13 protein-coding genes are annotated in these 19,327 nt (G+C 33.6%); 9 read left to right on the forward strand and 4 right to left on the reverse strand.

Annotated features, from left to right (window positions below):
- Positions 1–89: 89 nt before the first annotated feature.
- The 4 genes from QMA06_RS10470 (at position 90) to bshA (ending at position 6,541) form a co-directional block, all read left to right on the forward strand.
- Positions 90–575, forward strand: a complete 486-nt coding sequence (locus QMA06_RS10470; RefSeq protein WP_290206801.1) for an ABC transporter ATPase — start codon at positions 90–92, stop codon at positions 573–575.
- A gap of 117 nt (positions 576–692) precedes the next feature.
- Positions 693–1,916, forward strand: coding sequence for a phosphoserine phosphatase SerB (serB, locus tag QMA06_RS10475; protein ID WP_290206802.1), 1,224 nt, complete (start codon positions 693–695; stop codon positions 1,914–1,916).
- A 307-nt stretch (positions 1,917–2,223) separates the two neighbouring features.
- Positions 2,224–5,181 (forward strand): glycoside hydrolase family 3 N-terminal domain-containing protein, encoded by a 2,958-nt coding sequence (locus QMA06_RS10480; RefSeq protein ID WP_290206803.1) that lies wholly within the window; start codon positions 2,224–2,226, stop codon positions 5,179–5,181.
- A 223-nt stretch (positions 5,182–5,404) separates the two neighbouring features.
- Positions 5,405–6,541, forward strand: a complete 1,137-nt coding sequence (gene bshA, locus QMA06_RS10485; protein WP_290206804.1) for an N-acetyl-alpha-D-glucosaminyl L-malate synthase BshA — start codon at positions 5,405–5,407, stop codon at positions 6,539–6,541.
- Between the two features lie 130 nt (positions 6,542–6,671).
- On the opposite strand, the gene QMA06_RS10490 is transcribed toward bshA, so the two are convergent.
- Positions 6,672–7,193, reverse strand: a complete 522-nt coding sequence (locus tag QMA06_RS10490; protein ID WP_290206805.1) for a DUF7935 family protein — start codon at positions 7,191–7,193, stop codon at positions 6,672–6,674.
- A gap of 134 nt (positions 7,194–7,327) precedes the next feature.
- Between QMA06_RS10490 and QMA06_RS10495 the strand changes: the two genes are divergently transcribed.
- From QMA06_RS10495 to QMA06_RS10505, 3 genes are all read left to right on the forward strand, one after another.
- Positions 7,328–8,896, forward strand: coding sequence for a hypothetical protein (locus tag QMA06_RS10495; RefSeq protein WP_290206806.1), 1,569 nt, complete (start codon positions 7,328–7,330; stop codon positions 8,894–8,896).
- A 337-nt stretch (positions 8,897–9,233) separates the two neighbouring features.
- Positions 9,234–11,564: an ATP-dependent helicase gene (locus QMA06_RS10500; protein ID WP_290206807.1), complete on the forward strand. Its 2,331-nt coding sequence runs from the start codon at positions 9,234–9,236 to the stop codon at positions 11,562–11,564.
- 278 nt (positions 11,565–11,842) lie between these two features.
- Positions 11,843–12,463, forward strand: a complete 621-nt coding sequence (locus QMA06_RS10505) for an L-threonylcarbamoyladenylate synthase (RefSeq protein ID WP_290206808.1) — start codon at positions 11,843–11,845, stop codon at positions 12,461–12,463.
- Between the two features lie 48 nt (positions 12,464–12,511).
- On the opposite strand, the gene QMA06_RS10510 is transcribed toward QMA06_RS10505, so the two are convergent.
- Complete coding sequence (locus tag QMA06_RS10510; protein ID WP_290206809.1) at positions 12,512–13,723, reverse strand: multidrug effflux MFS transporter; 1,212 nt, start codon at positions 13,721–13,723, stop codon at positions 12,512–12,514.
- A gap of 83 nt (positions 13,724–13,806) precedes the next feature.
- On the opposite strand from QMA06_RS10510, the gene QMA06_RS10515 reads away from it, so the two are divergent.
- On the forward strand, positions 13,807–14,250 hold the full coding sequence (locus QMA06_RS10515; protein WP_290206810.1) for a DinB family protein: 444 nt from the start codon (positions 13,807–13,809) through the stop codon (positions 14,248–14,250).
- Between the two features lie 67 nt (positions 14,251–14,317).
- Positions 14,318–16,090 (forward strand): ABC transporter ATP-binding protein, encoded by a 1,773-nt coding sequence (locus tag QMA06_RS10520; RefSeq protein WP_290206811.1) that lies wholly within the window; start codon positions 14,318–14,320, stop codon positions 16,088–16,090.
- Between the two features lie 97 nt (positions 16,091–16,187).
- On the opposite strand, the gene QMA06_RS10525 is transcribed toward QMA06_RS10520, so the two are convergent.
- Positions 16,188–17,729 carry an acyl-CoA carboxylase subunit beta gene (locus QMA06_RS10525; RefSeq protein ID WP_290206812.1) on the reverse strand — a complete coding sequence of 514 codons (1,542 nt, stop codon included), beginning with the start codon at positions 17,727–17,729 and terminating at the stop codon, positions 16,188–16,190.
- Between the two features lie 104 nt (positions 17,730–17,833).
- The gene (gene accC, locus QMA06_RS10530; RefSeq protein WP_290206813.1) at positions 17,834–19,273 is read right to left on the reverse strand and encodes an acetyl-CoA carboxylase biotin carboxylase subunit; all 1,440 of its coding nucleotides are present in this window, start codon (positions 19,271–19,273) and stop codon (positions 17,834–17,836) included.
- Positions 19,274–19,327: the final 54 nt, after the last annotated feature.

Genomic DNA, 19,327 nt, shown 5'->3' on the forward strand with positions numbered 1-19,327 from the left:
ATTAGAATTTAGACAAGGTTCTAAGTTTAATAGAATAGTGGTCTTCAACCATTTTTATCAAAATTAATTAAAATGAAAACTCATAATATATGCTAGTCGATTTTAATACTTTACCAGAAGAATCCAGAGTTTGGATTTATCAAGCTAACCGTTCGTTTTCTGATGATGAAATAGCGCAACTAAAAACACAATTAGATACATTTATTGAAGCTTGGACAGCACACGGTAAGGATTTGCAAGCAGGTTATAAAATTGTTTATAGACGATTTATAGTAATTGCATTAGACCAAAAGTTAAATGTGGCAACAGGTTGTTCTATTGATTCATCCGTGAATTTCATTCAACAGATAGAGAAACAATATAATGTGGATCTCATGGATAAAATGAATGTATCCTACAAACAAGGAGAGTTTATTGCCTATAAATCACTAGTTGATTTTAAAAAAATGGCGAAACAAAAAGCGGTTTCTAAAAATACAATCGTTTTTAATAACCTAGTTACGAATATTGCTGAATTTAATGAAAATTGGGAAGTGCCAGCAAGCGAAAGTTGGCACAATAGATTTCTTAAATAATGGTTTTGAGTTTGCGAATTCCATTTAAATAAGACATAATTTTTATATAATTCACATCTTCAATAATTTTTATAATTCAATTAGAATTTTGATTTTTACGATTGTAAAAAAACTATAGTGGCCACAGATATCTTTTTATTAAACATTTCAGGACAAGACAAACCCGGACTAACGTCGTCACTAACCAGTGTTTTAGCAGATTATGACGCTAAAGTTTTGGATATAGGACAAGCCAATATTCACGATACGCTGTCCTTGGGGATTATGTTTGAAATTAAGAAAGGTAAAAAATCCTCTGCAGTACTAAAGGATTTGTTATTTAAGGCCTATGAACTTGGTATTAAGGCAAAATTCACACCGATTTCGCTTGACGATTATGAAAGTTGGGTAAACCAACAAGGTAAAGACCGTTATATTGTAACCATTTTAGGAGAAAAATTAGCAGCCGAACAAATTTCGGAAGTCACAAAAGTTATTTCAGAAAAGAACTTGAACATCGACTCCATAAAACGTTTAACGGGACGATTATCTTTAGTGAAAAAAGAAGAGTATCCAAGAGCTTCCATTCAATTATCTATTAGAGGTAAAATAAACGACAAAACGGATTTCACCACCAAGTTTATGGAGATTTCCAAGGAGCTAGATGTGGATATTGCTTTTCAGGAAGATACCATGTTTAGACGCAACCGACGTTTGGTTTGTTTTGATATGGATTCCACCTTAATTCAAACCGAAGTTATCGATGAATTAGCAGAGCGTGCAGGAGTAGGTGAAGCGGTAAAAGCAATTACCGAATTGGCGATGCAAGGTGAAATTGATTTTAATGAAAGTTTCAAGAAACGGATGAAACTATTAGCAGGTTTAAGCGAATCTGTGTTACAAGAAGTTGCTGAGAATTTACCTATTACTAAAGGAGCCAAACGCTTAATTGATACGCTTCATTACTACGGTTATAAAACGGCCATTCTATCTGGAGGATTTACTTATTTTGGTCATTACTTACAGCAAAAATTAGATATTGATTATGTTTATGCTAATCAATTAGAAATTAAAGATGGTGTTTTAACAGGCGGTTATTTGGGGGATATTGTTGATGGTAATAAAAAAGCTGAATATCTACAGCTATTAGCAAATAATATGCATATAGATATCAGTCAAACTATTGCAGTTGGCGATGGTGCAAATGATTTACAAATGCTAAATCTGGCAGGATTGGGTATTGCATTTCATGCCAAACCAAAAGTAAAAGATAATGCTCAAAGTTCTATTTCTAGTATTGGATTAGACGGAGTATTATATTTATTAGGCTACCATGATAGACATATTGATTTAATGTCATAATTTTTAATAGCGATTTCTAATTGCATTCGTGATTCAAGCTATAATTAAATGTTTTGATCTCGATACTCAAAATATAAATTTTGTTATTTATAATTCTCATTTTTTGAATTAGAGCCTTCATTTAAATGGTGAAATTAATAAGTAATTATTGAGATAAATGTGACTTCACAAAGTGGTATAGCTGCTTTTTCCTGTTAGGTAAATTATCCATATCAAAAATCTATCATAAAGTTTTTTTACTTCCTATTAAATATGCTAATTTGGCATACTATTCGTTATTTAATTTAGAAACGATAAAAGATTATAAATGCGTTACTTTTTCCTTTTTCTTATTTGCAGTTACTACCAAGTTAATTATGCACAAAATTATACTGAACATCCACTTCAGACCATAGATTCTATTCAACAACAAAAGTGGGTAGACGATCTTTATAATGGAATGACCATTGAAGAGAAAATAGGCCAATTGTTTATGGTGCAAGTGTTTTCGGATAAAGGTAAAGTACACGAAAATGAAATTGCTAAACTTATTACCCAACAACATATCGGGGGTCTAATTTATTCTAAAGGTGGTCCGGTGCGCCAAGCAAAATTAAATAACGAATTACAGGCAGGAGCCAAAATACCTTTGCTTATTGGTATGGATGCGGAATGGGGTTTAAATATGCGGTTAGATTCTACTTACGCGTTCCCTTGGAATATGACTCTTGGGGCAATTTCCGATAATAAATTGGTAGAACAAACTGGTCGACAAATCGGTGAACATTGCAAGCGATTGGGGGTGCATTTTAATTTCGCTCCGGCCGTAGATATCAATACTAATCCTAAAAATCCGATAATTGGTAATCGCTCTTTTGGAGAAGATAGAGATAACGTTACTGATAAAGGATTAGCCTTTATGAAAGGAATGCAAAGTGCGGGTACATTAGCAAACGCCAAACATTTTCCTGGCCATGGAGATACGGAAACAGATTCTCATTTAGAATTGCCAACTATTAATTTCAGCGCAAAACGAATAGATTCAATAGAACTTTATCCTTATAAAAAATTAATTAAACAAGGGCTAGCAAGTGTGATGGTTGCGCATTTAAATGTGCCAAGTTTAGAAGCGAGAAGAGGATTTCCTTCGTCATTATCTAAACATATTGTAACAGATATTTTAAAAGAGCAATTAGGATTTAATGGGTTGATTTTTACCGATGCGCTAACCATGAAAGGTGCTGCAGATTATGTTGAAAAAAGTGTTGACGGAACAAAGACGAAGAGTCTAGTTAAAGGAGGCGAAATAGATTTAATGGCATTTTTGGCCGGTAATGACGTTATGTTGATGTCTGAAGATCCTGAAAAAGGCATCGCCAAATTTGTTGAAGCATATAATAATAAAACAATTACTGAAGAACGATTAGCACATTCAGTTAAGAAAATATTAATGGCGAAATATAAAGTTGGTCTTCATAATTATTCACCAATTGGTATTTACAATTTAGAAAACGATTTAAATAGAATTAAAGATGATGCACTTTATGAGGAGCTCATGGAAAATGCTATTACGGTAGTAAAAAATACCAATTCATTATTACCACTTCGAGACTTAGAAACAAAAAAGATAGCGTATGTAACACTTGGTGATGACGACGGTTCTATATTTTTAGAAGAATTGAAGAAGTACACCAAAGTTCATGAGATAAAAGCAGATAAGTTAGATGAAATTATCACAAAGCTTCAGAATTATAATACTGTAATCATTGGATTTCACAGATCTAACGCAAATCCTTGGAAGGATTTTCAGTTTTCTCAAAAAGACATGGCTTGGTTATATGAAATTGCGAGGACTAATACCGTTATTCTAGATGTTTTTGCTAGACCTTATGCCTTAAATGATTTATTGTCTATTGAAAACATTGAAGGTATTGTAATGAGTTATCAGAATAGTAAAATAGCTCAAGAAAAATCGGCTCAGCTTGTTTTTGGTGCAATTGCTGCAAAGGGAAAATTACCTGTGAGTACTGGAGCATTTTTTCCAGTCGGTACTGGTATAGCCTATAATTCTTTAATGAATTTAAGTTATGGTTTACCAGAGCGCGTAGGCATGGATTCAAAATTGTTACGTCGGTTAGATTCTGTTGCTAATTTTGCTATCGATGGAAAAATGACACCCGGAATCCAGCTGTTAGTCGCACGAAAAGGTAAAGTGATTTACAATAAAAATTTTGGTTATCATACCTACGCCAAAACGAATAAAGTTGATTTTGATGATCTTTACGATGTGGCCTCTCTAACTAAAATATTAGCGACATTACCAGTTTTAATGGAGCTTGAGGAAAAAGGTTCTTTATCGTTAGATGATAAATTGAGCAAATTAATGCCAGTTTACAAAAACACGAATAAAAAGAACGTAACCCTTAAAAAGATGTTGTCGCATTATGCACAGCTTAAACCATGGATTCCTTTTTACTATGCTACTTTAGATTCGTTAACTAAGAAGCCAGACCCTAAATATTACAGAAAATCTAAAACTAAAGGTTTCGAAATAGAAGTGACCAATACGCTTTTTATGCGAAATGATTATAAGGATTCTATTCAAAAAATTATTCAGGAAAGTGATTTATTATCGAGCTTGCGTTATCGTTATAGTGATTTACCTTATTATATATTGAGTGATTATTTAGAGGATTTTTACGGTAAACCTTTAAGTGAAATTGTTGAAGATCGATTTTATAAATCTTTAGGAGCAAATTACACAACGTATAATCCGCGGAAAAAATTCAGTCTTAAAAATATTGTACCAACTGAGATCGACAACTATTTTCGCTATAGTAAAGTGCATGGTTACGTACATGATATGGGAGCGGCAATGCAAAATGGAGTAGGAGGACATGCTGGTATTTTTAGTAATGCTAATGATGTTGCAAAAATTATGCAAATGTATCTACAAAAGGGCTTTTATGGTGGAAAACGCTATCTTGAAAATGATACTGTAGATAAATTTAATTACTGTTATTACTGCGGAAATAACAACAGAAGAGGTGTTGGCTTTGATAAACCACAGCTGGGTGAAGAAGGACCAACTTGTGGATGTCTTTCTATGTCTAGTTTTGGACATTCAGGTTTTACAGGAACATATGCTTGGGCCGATCCAGAAGAAGAAATTGTATATATATTTTTAGCTAATAGAACTTATCCTCAAGCTGGTAAGAACTTATTACTCAGAGAAAATATCAGAACGGAGATTCAACGCTTAATTTACGAGGCCATTATAGAATAAAACATTTATAACCTACAAGGTCCTCGGAAGAAAATGCTAAAAGATATACGTTAAAAAGTACTTAAAGTTAGAGTCGTACATCTATGAAAAAACTAACTTTAAAAAGTTTACATTATAAAGCAACTTATTTTAAAATTGAAGAAAGGAATTTAGCGAATTCACGACTTTATCTCAATACGAACCTTTAAACAGGTTTAAAATTTTAAATACTTAAAACTTATCAATGAAAATAGGAATAGTTTGTTACCCAACGTTTGGAGGAAGTGGAGTTGTCGCTACAGAATTAGGTTTAGAACTTTCTAAGCGAGGACACGAAATTCATTTTATAACTTACAGTCAACCTGTACGTTTAGAATTATTAAGTAACAATGTTCATTTTCACGAAGTCCATGTCCCAGAATATCCTTTGTTTTTATACCAACCTTATGAGTTGGCATTATCGAGTAAATTAGTGGATATGGTAAAGTTACATGGTATAGAGTTGTTGCATGTACATTATGCTATTCCTCATGCTTATGCTGCTTATATGGCACAACAAATGCTTAAGGATGAAGGGATTCTAATTCCCATAGTTACTACCTTGCATGGAACGGATATTACCTTAGTAGGGAGTCATCCATTTTACAAGCCTGCAGTAACTTTTAGTATCAATAAATCTGATGCCGTAACTTCTGTTTCGGAAAGTTTGAAGAAGGATACTATGCGTTTATTTGATATTAAAAAGGACATTCATGTCGTACCCAATTTTATCGATTTAGAAAAGCATCAGCCAAAATTTACAGATTGTCAACGCCAAATGATGGCAGCTGATGACGAACGTATAATTACGCATATTAGTAACTTTAGGAAAGTGAAACGTATTCCTGATGTGATTAAAATTTTCAATAATATTCAAAAAGAATTGCCAGCAAAATTAATGTTAGTTGGTGAAGGGCCAGAAAAAGAAGGAGCAGAGCAATTGGTTGAAGAATTAGGAATTTCTGAACGTGTAATTTTTCTAGGAAACAGTAATGAAATAGATCGAATTCTATGTTTTAGTGATCTATTTTTATTGCCTTCACAAACCGAAAGTTTTGGTTTAGCAGCCTTAGAAGCTATGGCTAGTAGCGTGCCTGTGATTTCTACAAATTCTGGTGGTTTATCGGAAGTTAATAAGGATAATTTTTCAGGATATTTAAGTGAAGTTGGAGCAGTAGAAGATATGTCTGCCAATGCAATTAAAATATTATCTGATATTGAAACTTTAAATCAGTTTAAACTTAATGCTAAAGCACAGTCTAAAAAATTCGATTTACATAATATTGTGCCTATGTATGAGACTATTTATGAGGAAACCTTGAAAGCATTTATGGTGCATTAAATAGAGCTCTGAAAAGTCGATAGCTTTAATTACCAATTGCGTTCCTTTCGTCATTTAGGAAATGTCGTTTTACGTAAACTTCAATTATTAGTATTATTTTATAACTTTCAATTTTAAGCTACAACTTAATCTACCACATCTCACTGACTTCTTGTTTAATAAAAGCAAGTGCAGCTTTGCTTGGTGCTGGTTTGTTCATAAGTTCAGTTAATACCACTTCACGTAATTTATTTGCTGTGTCAGTTTGCTCTAGCATTGTAGATTTTCTAATTAACTGAATAGTGGCATTTTTAGCGGCTTGGGCAATTGACCAACATTGGTCACTAACATAAATTTGCTGTGATAAATTATGTTCAAATTCCTGTTCAATTGTTGCTATAAGTAAACTTTCATAATCTTCTTTCAATGAAGATGTTGGATTTACTCTAGTTAGTAATTTAGAAGGTGAAATGCGTTCTAAGAAAAGTGCCAAGCGTTCGTAGGCTTGTAAGCGTAAGGGGAACGTTTCCTTTTGTAAATCTTTTTGTAGTAGAAATCGCCTTCTGCTGTTCTCGTTTTCTATATGTTGTTTAAAGAAGTAATAAGCAATCGCGCCAACAATAAGAGCGGGAGCAATACTAAAAATGAGTTCTATAATATTATCAATATCCATTAAAACTGGTTTTATTTGGTTGGGTTAAGATTTATTTGTTATTGGTTAAGAATTTCATAACCTATTATGTAAATTCAATCACGAATTTGTAAAGTTAAATTATTTTGAAGATTCTAAAAATATATCGTTAAACTATGAATAAAAAGTATAAAAAAATTGGGGTAATAATAGCTATTGTATTAACGGTTATATTGATAACAACCTTTGTAGTAAATATAGTTATAGAAAATAAAATAACCACCGCTATCGAGAAGTTACCTAAGTCTGTTAAGATAAAATATGAATCGGTTGATGCCAATATTTGGACAGGCAATTTAGAGATGATAGCACCAAAAGTAATGGTTATTGGGGAAACCACTCAAAAAACTATTCTAGATGCAACGTTGAATACTATTGAAATTAATGAGATTAGTTATTGGAATTTTTTAATGAACGATAAAATTTCGGTTGAAACATTAATTGTAAACCAGTTGGTAGCCAAGTATAAGCATAACCCTGTAGTGAAGAATGACGATTATAAAAGTGGCTTTCTAGAGAATATAAATCAAATTATTAATATTGAAAAAATAAACATTAATAATGCGGATATTTTAATTACCAATTACAATACCGATTCCACGATTCTAAGTATTCCTAAACTTAATTTTGAATTAAAGGACATTAAAATCAATCCTGAAGCCTCCATAACCAAAAATAAATTTAACTATAGCGATTTTAATTTAGCGGCTAAAAATTTACAATGGGCCACTAATGAATATGATAAATTATATGCAGATTCGGTTCATGTAACTAATGATAAGTTGTCTTTAAAACATTTCAAATTAAAAACTAAATACAATACCACTGAGTATTCTAAGATTTTAAAAACTGAACGCGATCATTTTAATGTTCAGGTAAAAGAAGTGATATTTTCTAATATGGATTTCGGTTTTAATACTGCTGAGGAATTCTATTTTAAATCTAAAGAAGTTCTTTTTAATTCTCCAGAAACTGAGATATATAGAGATAAATTAGTCGCTGACGATACCACTTATAAGCCCTTATACGGAAAGATGTTGAGAGATTTGAATTTTAAATTAGGTGTGGATACGCTAAAAATAGCGGATGGGAAAATATCGTACTTAGAGAAAGTTAAATCAGACAAACCTGCAGGGCGCTTAGATTTTTTAGATATGAATGCTACAATTTCAAATTTAGGAAATACGTTTGGAAACGATGAGACTAGAATTAAGGTGAATACCATGTTTATGGACAATTCACCGGTGGAGGTTAATTGGAATTTTAAAGTGGCAGATACCACAGACCAATTTGTGTTTAAAGCAGATTTAGGAGTGTTTAACGCTTTGCATATGGATCAGTTTACACAACCTAATCTCAATGTGGATCTCAATGGTGAATTGGAACAAACTTATTTTACCATTAGTGGAAATCCTAGTACGTCTCATATCGATTTAAAAATGAAATATGATGATTTTGAAGTGTCAATATTAAAAAAGGATGGTGAAGAGAAAAATAAATTTTTATCTACAATAGCTAATTTATTTGTTTCTAAAGACAGTCAAGATGATAAGAAAGAATTTCGTTACGGACAGGCAGAATCCGTAGAACGCGATGTTACCAAATCTGTTTTCAATTATGTTTGGCTAAATATAAAAGCAGGATTGTTGTCCGCAATGACTGGAGATGGAGAGCAGGATAATTAAATTGAAAATGCATTAGTAATTTAAATTTAGTTTTAAAATTATTAACATTTATAAGTTAGAGTTTTACTTTACTTAAAATTAAGTAATAATTTGATACTCTAAATTATAAGTAAATGTAACAAGTATTATTTAAGCCATTTAGCCGAATTTTGAGAATACTTCTTCGAAAATTGGTTCAGTTCGAAATCCCATTGTCTCTTTAATTATTATTAAGGATAGAGTTACAGAAAAAGGTCATCTAGAAGGCGAGAAACAAAACGTTTTTTAGAAAATATCTCATTTCAATGCGGAAAACTATAAGACTATCCGTAATTTTACAGCTTCAAAAAAAATTAGCTTGGAAAAGTATCTCAGTCAACTTAATGACGCACAATTAGCACCCACAATTCAGGTAGATGGCCCAATGATTATCATTGCTGGAGCTGGTTCTGGTAAAACTCGTGTATTAACTTATCGCATCGCTTATTTAATGAGTAAAGGTGTGGATTCTTTTAATATTTTGGCATTGACTTTTACGAATAAAGCGGCCAAAGAAATGAAAGGTAGAATTGCCGATATTGTAGGTGATAGCGAAGCTAAAAATCTGTGGATGGGAACATTCCACTCAGTCTTTGCAAAAATTTTACGCTTTGAAGGTCATCATTTAGGTTATCCAAGTAATTTTACCATTTACGATACGCAAGATTCACAAAAATTAATGGGTTCTATTATTAAAGAAATGGGACTCGATAAAGATATATACAAGACTAAACAAGTCTATAGCCGTATTTCTTCTTATAAAAACAGTCTAATAACGGTAAAAGCCTATTTTAAAAATCCGGAATTGATGGAAGCCGATGCCATGGCAAGACGACCACGAATAGGAGAAATCTACAAAGAATATGTCGATCGCTGCTTTAAGGCTGGCGCTATGGATTTTGATGATTTATTATTAAGAACGAATGAACTCTTAACTCGTTTTCCTAATGTCTTAGCACAATACCAAAATAAATTCCGCTATATCTTAGTAGATGAGTATCAAGATACCAATCACTCTCAGTATTTAATTGTTAGGGCTTTGGCTGATCGTTTTCAAAATATCTGTGTGGTGGGTGATGATGCACAAAGTATCTATGCCTTCCGTGGAGCAAACATCAATAATATTCTAAATTTTCAAAAAGATTACGATGATGTAAAAATGTATCGATTAGAACAGAATTACCGTTCCACCAAAAATATTGTTGGTGCGGCGAATTCGGTCATTGAGCACAATAAAACCAAACTCGATAAAATTGTTTGGACAGCCAATGATATTGGTGAAAAGGTTATTGTTCATCGTGCTATGACCGATGGAGATGAAGGTCGTTTTGTGGCAAGTACTATTTGGGAAACCAAGATGAACCATCAACTTCAAAATAGTGATTTTGCAGTATTGTATCGTACCAATGCCCAATCGAGAGCTATTGAAGATGCGTTGCGAAAACGAGATATTGCATATAGAATTTATGGCGGGTTATCGTTTTATCAACGAAAAGAAATTAAAGATGTCACTGCTTATTTGCGCTTAATATTGAATCAAGCAGATGAAGAAGCCTTAAAGCGTGTTATTAATTATCCTGCTAGAGGTATAGGTCAAACCACCGTAGATCGTTTAATTGTTGAAGCAAATGCGTCAAATAAAACAATTTATGATGTCATTAAAACTATTGATTCGATTTCTATAAATATCAATAATGGCACAAAAAATAAACTGCGCGACTTTGTAACATTGATAGAAAGTTACAAAGTGATGAATCAAACAGCAAATGCATTCGATTTAGCAGAACATGTTACTAAAACAAGTGGTTTAATAAGAGAATTAGGAAAAGACGGTACGCCAGAAGGAATCACTAAATTAGATAACGTTCAGGAACTGCTGAATGGTATTAAAGATTTTGTTGAAGGCCAACTGGAACTAGCAGATGCAGGTGATTCATTGGCTGAGTTTTTAGAAGATGTAGCTTTAGCAACGGATTTAGATGCAGATAAAGGTGATCCTGACCATGTGGCATTAATGACCATTCACTTAGCTAAGGGATTAGAATTTGGCCATGTGTTTATAGTAGGGATGGAAGAAGATTTATTTCCTAGTGGCATGAGCATGAATACCCGAAGTGAGCTAGAAGAAGAACGTCGCTTATTTTATGTAGCTTTAACGAGAGCTGAAAAACAAGCTTATTTAACATATACCTTATCTAGATATCGCTGGGGAAAATTGATTGACGCAGAACCTAGCCGTTTTATTGAAGAAATAGATGATGAGTTCGTGAATATTACAACCCCATTAAAAGAACGATTTAATCCCATGTTAGATGCTTCCATATTTGGAGATATTGCACCTAACAAAGTCCGATTTGCAAAACCAAAAACAGCAAAAATGCCGAAAAAGAAAACAAAATCTAAACCTGAAAATTTTGAGATAAGTGCACCTAAAAAAATGGTGCCTGTAAGTGAAGCTGAAAGCGATAGCGATACCTTAAATACTAAATTAGAAGTGGGTAGTAAAGTAAATCATCAACGTTTTGGTAGAGGTGAAGTCATAAAATTAGAAGGAAAGGGAGCAGATGCTAAGGCCGAAATTAAATTTCAAAAAGGTGATACTAAAAAGTTATTGCTTCGTTTTGCCAAACTTCAAATTATGAGGGAATAACTTGCTATAATTAAGTTTTTATTAATTTTATTTTCAAGGTGCTATCCATTAGATTTAGTCCAACCCAACCATGGCCTTCATCAGTATATAATTCAGTTCTTCATAGATTTCAGAAGAATCTTATGATGTAATTATTTCGTTATCAGTGTCATTTTACGTGCATGAGAATAAAGAAAGGAAGCACACTTGTAGGATAATTACATTTTTTAAATACGCCATGTATTCCTACTTATTGAAAAAAATACTTACTTTGTAAACGTATTTGTAAGATTGTTATTATGGCTGAATTCATTAAAATATATCCAGAGAACCCTAATCCCAAGGAAATTCAAAAAGTTGTTAAAATTTTGAAAGGAGGAGGATTAGTAATCTATCCGACAGATACTGTATATGGTTTGGGCTGCGATATTACCAATATAAAAGCCTTAGAGCGGATCGCATTAATTAAAGGTGTAAAGCTTGAAAAATCGAATTTTTCTTTTGTTTGTGAAGATTTAAGCAATCTTAGTGATTACGTAAAACAAATAGACACTACAACATTTAAAATTTTGAAAAGGGCATTACCAGGGCCTTATACGTTTATTCTTCCAGGTTCTAAAAATTTGCCAAATCCGTTTAAAAAGCGAAAAACGGTGGGTATTAGAGTGCCAGATAATTCTATAGCTCTAGCTATTGTTTCCGCCTTGGGAAATCCTATTGTTTCCACTTCAATCAGAGATGAAGATGATGTTTTAGAATACACCACGGACCCTTCTTTAATCCTAGAGAAATGGGATAATTTAGTCGATTTGGTAATAGATGGCGGATTCGGAGATAACGAAGCTTCTACTATTATAGACTTATCGGTTGAACCGCCAGAAGTCATTAGAGAAGGTAAGGGAGGTTTGGAGATTTTTTAGGTTTGAAATATGACGTGAATTTTCTATAAACATAATATAAAATCCAACTTACGCCGTTCTTAATACCTTTCTAACGCTTTGATTATTAATATAAAACAATGCCAAAGAAATTAATCCACATACTAAAAAACCAACGAATAAAGGGGTCACAGAATTTTTTACATAACTCCCTATAAAATTTGCAATTGGTACAGCCATTACCGTAGAAATAAATCCATTTAGCGCTGAGCCTATACCAGCAATATGTCCCATAGGCTGCATTGCTAAGGCTCGTAGATTTCCAAATAAAAAGCCAATACAGAAAAATTGAAGCGCAAAAAAGACAATTAAAACTTCAATACTAGGATTATTACCAGAATAAAAGAGTATAATGAAAATTAAGGATGTAAGTATGAAACATAGCATAGCCACATGCACAATTCGTTTCATTCCAAACCTTACCACCAATTGACTATTTAAAAAAGTAGCCAAACCGACCGAAATAGCTAGGCTAGCAAAAATAAGCGGAAATTCCTCGGCTAAATTATACTGCTTTTCAAATATTTGTTGAGATGTACTAAGATATACCATAAAAGACCCAGTTATAAACCCAGACAGTAATGTGTAAATTACAGCTGATTTTATTTTTAGAAATTGAATGGTTCCAGTTTTGAAAATGGAAAGTCGATAGGGAATTTTATACTTATCTTTTAATGTTTCAGGCTGTCTTAACCAAAACCATATCATCACCAGTACCCCAAAAACCAAAGTGAATGTAAATATAAATTTCCAGTTGTAATTATTCATTAAAAATTGTCCTAAAGTAGGAGCCACAACAGGAACCAAAATAAATACCATAACCACCACAGAGATTATTTTCGCCATATAGTCACCATCGTAAGAATCTCTAATCATGGCTATACTCATGGTTCTTGGCGCCGCTAAACCAATGCCCTGTAAAACACGACCGAACAACATCATTTCAAAACTTTTAGTGGTAACACAAATGATAGAAGCAATAATAAATAGGATAAAACCTACATATACGATTGGCTTACGGCCAAAACTATCTGATAATGGACCAAAAATAAGTTGTCCAAAGCCTAGTCCTAAAAATATGAATGTAATTAATTGTGGAGTTTTTGAAGAATCAATTAAGTTTAAATGCTCTCCAATTAATGGCAATGCCGGTAAAACCGCATCAATTGATAAGGCTACTATGGACATTAATGCTGCCATTAAGACCACAAATTCTAATTGGGATGTTTTTTCATTTTGCATTGCGCAAAAATAAGTGATTTATCACCTATTTTTGGATGGATTGTATTTTATAATCATATATTAATATATAAGAACTATATACTATGATTACCGACACACTAATAAAACTATATAAAAGAGATCTTAATAAATTAATTGAAGAAATAAAGCAATATAAAGACGAATCTAATTTATGGAAAATTAAGGGTTCCCTGACTAATTCAGCTGGTACCTTATGTCTTCATTTAATTGGTAACCTAAATCATTTTATTGGAGCAACCTTTGGAAATTCTGGATATAAGAGACAGCGTGAATTAGAATTTACCTTGAGAAATGTTTCTAAATCAGAACTCATACGACAAGTTGAAGAGACGATAATTATAGTAGAAAACACATTAGAAAAATTAACTGAGGAAGATTTAAAAAAAGCATACAACCGACGTGAGCTAGAAGAACCGATGACTGCAGAATATTTTTTAATTCACTTAACCATGCATTTAGCCTATCATTTAGGTCAAATTACTTATCATAGACGTTTACTAGATTAAAGTTCTAACGGATCGATTGTTTTAATAGCAATTTGTAAACGTATCTTTACGCAAACTTTAAATACGTATGCAGCATCTACGAGATACCACTAAAAGACCTAAGTCCGATAAGCCAAAAGTTACCATAGCAACAGCTTTTAAAACCATAATTTGGCCTAGGCGTAATTTAGTTTTTATTGGTTTAATACTTATTGTTATCCGCAGTTTATCAGGACTTATTTTACCATGGCAAAGTAAAGTTCTATTAGATGGTGTTGTTCCAAATAAAGATTTTGATGGACTCTATACACTTATCGGCATCGTCATTGCTGCTATACTGGTTCAAGCTGTCACATCATTTTTATTAACACGAATTTTAAGTGTTCAAGCGCAATACTTAATTTCAGAATTACGCGCTCAAGTTCAAAAGAAAGTACTTTCCTTACCAATAAGTTTTTTTGATAATACAAAATCCGGAGCTTTAGTTTCAAGAATTATGACCGATGTAGAAGGGGTTCGGAATTTAATCGGAACAGGATTGGTTCAACTAGTTGGTGGCACTTTTACGGCTATTGTTTCTTTAGTGATACTAATTAACCTAAACGCCTGGATGACTCTATTTGTATTTGTTCCCCTATCGATTTTCGGAATTGTGGCTTTAAAAGCTTTTAAATATATACGACCTATTTTTAGAAGTCGTGGAAAAATTAATGCGGAAGTTACAGGTAGATTAACTGAAACGCTAGCAGGTGTGCGAGTCATAAAAGCCTTTAATGCAGAAGAACAAGAGAACAAAACATTTGAAGTAGGGGTGGAGCGATTATATCAAAATGTAAAAAAGAGTTTAACAGCAACTGCATTAATGACTAGTTCTTCAACATTTTTAATTGGTATTGCTACCACAGGAATAATGGGAATTGGAGGTTATTATATGATTGATCAAAGTATGACAACCGGTGACTTTCTATTTTTCACTTTAGTTTTAGGTTTTATGATTGCACCCATTGTGCAAATGAGTAATATTGGTAGTCAATTAACTGAAGCATTAGCGGGTTTAGATAGAACGGAAGAATTGATGAATTTAGCCACTGAAGATGAACAAGTAGGCAGAGTGTTAGAGTTGGAAAATATAAAAGGCGATATAAAATTTAAAAATGTATCGTTTTCTTATGAAAAAGGAAAACCTGTATTACACGATATCAATTTCGACGCTCCATCAGGATCTGTTATTGCGTTGGTAGGTAGTTCGGGTTCTGGTAAATCTACAATTGCTGGTCTATCCGCCACATTTTTAAATCCTGATTCTGGTATAATTACGATTGATGGTAAGGATTTATCTAAAGTAAAACTCAGTAGTTTTAGAAAGCACTTAGGTGTGGTGCTTCAAGATGAATTTTTATTTGAAGGCACCATCCGAGAAAATATTATGTTTCCGAGACCAAATGCCACAGAAGCACAACTACAACATGCTATAAAAACAGCCTATGTTAATGAGTTTACAGATCGTTTCGATAATGGTTTAGAAACTTTAATTGGCGAACGTGGTGTGAAGTTATCTGGAGGTCAACGGCAACGACTGGCTATTGCTAGAGCAATATTAGCAGATCCTAAGATTATAATTTTAGATGAGGCCACCTCTAATTTAGATACCGAAAGTGAAGGTTTAATTCAGAAAAGTTTGTCAGAATTAACCAATAATAGAACGACCATCGTTATTGCGCACCGCTTAAGTACTATTAAAAAAGCAGATCAGATTTTAGTTATAGAAAATGGACGAATAGCCGAACGAGGAACACACAATGAATTATTAAAAGTTGAAGGGCGTTATTACGATTTATATACGTTTCAGGCTAAGATTTAGTAATTAGAAAGAATTTTAATATTACATAATTAACAAAAAATAAAAGCCTCACAGGTTTTCAAAATCTGTGAGGTTTCTTTATTTAATTCTTTTTAATTTAAAGCGGAATATTTCCGTGTTTGCGATTCGGCTTAGCAATTTCCTTATTCTCCAACATACCAAAGGCTTTTATCAATTTACGTCGCGTATGTTGTGGCAAAATAACATCATCTACAAAACCACGTTCGGCTGCGCTATATGGATTGGCAAACAATTCCGCGTATTCGGCTTCTTTTTCTTTCCATTTGGCATCTTTGTCTTCCGCTTTTGAAATTTCGCGTTTAAATATAATTTCGGCGGCACCTTTAGCTCCCATCACAGCGATTTCGGCATTTGGCCAGGCAAAATTCATGTCTGCGCCAATGTGTTTAGAATTCATTACATCGTAAGCTCCTCCGTACGCCTTTCTGGTAATCACCGTAATTCTTGGTACAGTAGCTTCACTGAAGGCATATAGCAGTTTTGCCCCATTTACAATAATACCGTTCCACTCTTGGTCAGTTCCTGGCAAAAATCCAGGGACATCTTCCAAGACTAATAACGGAATATTAAAGCAATCGCAAAAACGTACAAAACGTGCCGCTTTTTTAGAGCTATCCACATCTAAAACCCCTGCCAGAAACATGGGTTGATTTGCTACAATTCCGACACTTTTTCCACCCAAACGTGCAAAACCTACAATAATATTTTCTGCATAATCTTTATGGATTTCATAGAAGGAATTTTCATCTATAATACCTTCGATCACTTGATGCATGTCGTAAGGTTTATTTGGATTCTCTGGAACAATAGTTGTCAGGGATTCTCTCACTTCGTCTTTAAGTTCAAACGGAAGATCCTCCGCTTTTCTTTTATTACTTTGTGGTAAATAGCTCAATAATTTTTTTATATCTTCTAAACATTCCACATCATTAGTAGAAGTTTTATGAGCCACACCAGATTTAGAGGAATGCACGCTTGCACCGCCTAATTCTTCACTCGTCACTTCTTCGTTAGTCACCGTTTTCACGACATTTGGTCCTGTAACAAACATATAACTGGTATCTTGAACCATCAAGGTGAAATCAGTCATCGCTGGGGAATAAACCGCACCACCAGCACAAGGGCCTATAATTGCCGATATTTGAGGAATTACACCAGAAGCTTGAACATTTCTGTAAAAAATATCCGCATAACCAGCCAAAGAACGCACGCCTTCTTGAATACGTGCTCCACCAGAATCATTGAGTCCTATAATTGGTGCGCCAACATTAACCGCCATATCCATAATTTTACAGATTTTCTCAGCATGAGTTTCAGACAATGATCCACCAAAAACTGTAAAATCTTGTGCAAATACGTAAATTAATTTACCGTTAACCGTTCCGTAACCCGTAACCACACCATCGCCATAGAAAACTTGTTTATCCATACCAAAACTTTTGGTTCTATGAGTAACCAATGCTCCGATTTCTTCAAATGAACCTTCGTCTAATAAATACATCACGCGTTCTCTTGCAGTGAGTTTTTTCTTTTGGTGTTGTTTGTCTATTCTAGATTGACCTCCTCCTAGTTTAGCTAATGCTAGTTTTTCGTTTAGGGTTTTTATTTTATCGTTCATGTTTGTAGTATTCTGGCTTTTTTTTCTCGCAATTCCGATTACGATCAGAAGCAAAGATGCAAAGTTGCATTTTTTAAAATTTGTTTTACACTAAATGCTTAAGACTAGTTCGGTACTCGTAAAATTTTACGTTCCCCTAAATAATGCCTCAATGCAATTTTTGCTGCAATTTCAGCTTCTAATTTATGTTGTTCTTCTAAAAGACTAGGTGAGTAGTACTTTTTTACAAAATGAGTGTCAAAGTTACCACTTCTAAAGGCATCATGCTCACAAACGAAACGTCCGAAAGACAGGGTCGTTTCTACTCCTTTAATATGATAATTGTCAATGGCTTTAATCATTATCTCAATGGCTTCCTCTCGTGTTTCCCCATAAGTAATGAGTTTAGAGAGCATTGGGTCGTAATAAATCGGAATGTCCATGCCTTCCTCAAAACCGTTATCGACTCTAATCTTATCTCCCTCAGGTAATTGGTAAGTTTCTAGATTTCCTACACTCGGCAGAAAATCGTTCATTGGGTCTTCTGCGTAAACTCTAAGTTCTAAGGCGTGACCGTTAATTTTTAAATCGTGCTGTTGAATATCTAATTTTTCTCCTCGCGCTACTTTAATTTGAAGTTCTACCAAATCTACTCCTGTAATCCATTCTGTAACAGGGTGCTCGACCTGAAGTCTGGTATTCATTTCTAAGAAATAAAAATTCAGATTTTCATCTAAAAGAAATTCTACAGTTCCAGCTCCTACATAATCACAAGAACGTGCCACATTAATGGCTGCTTGTCCCATTTTTTCTCTTAGTTCTGGCGTTAAAACTGCCGAAGGTGCTTCTTCTACTACCTTTTGATGGCGCCGTTGAATAGAACATTCGCGCTCAAATAAGTGAATAACTCTTCCATGCGTATCTGCCATCACTTGGATTTCGATATGCCTTGGTGATGCTACATATTTCTCTATAAAAACAGAGCCATCGCCAAACGCATTTTTAGCTTCACTGATAGCTCTATCCATTTGTGATTCAAATTCCGATTCTTTTTCTACAATTCGCATGCCTTTTCCACCACCTCCAGCGGAGGCTTTGATGAGAATAGGAAATCCGATGTCTTTCGCTATTTTTTTAGCTTCCGGAATATCGGTAATGGCTTCATCTGTACCTGGAACCATTGGTATATCGTAAGCTTTAACCGTGTCTTTCGCCGCTAATTTACTACCCATCACTTTTATGGCTTTAGAACGTGGGCCGATAAAAATGATATTATTGGATTCACACAATTCTGCAAAATCAGCATTTTCACTTAGAAATCCGTATCCTGGATGAATAGCATCGACATTAAGTGATTTTGAAATTTCAATAATTTTGTCACCTTTTAAATAAGATTCGTTAGATGGTGCCGGACCGATACAAACCGCTTCGTCCGCATATTTTACATGAAGTGCATTACGATCGGCTTCAGAAAAAACAGCAACTGTTTTAATGCCCATTTTCTTTGCAGTTCGCATAACTCTAATGGCGATTTCTCCTCGGTTTGCTATTAGTATTTTTTTCATGAAAAATTTTAATTTTTCGTTCCCATGAAAATGGGAATCTCATTATATTTAATA

It is taken from the genome of Winogradskyella bathintestinalis, assembly GCF_030407435.1.
Classification (GTDB): domain Bacteria; phylum Bacteroidota; class Bacteroidia; order Flavobacteriales; family Flavobacteriaceae; genus Winogradskyella; species Winogradskyella bathintestinalis.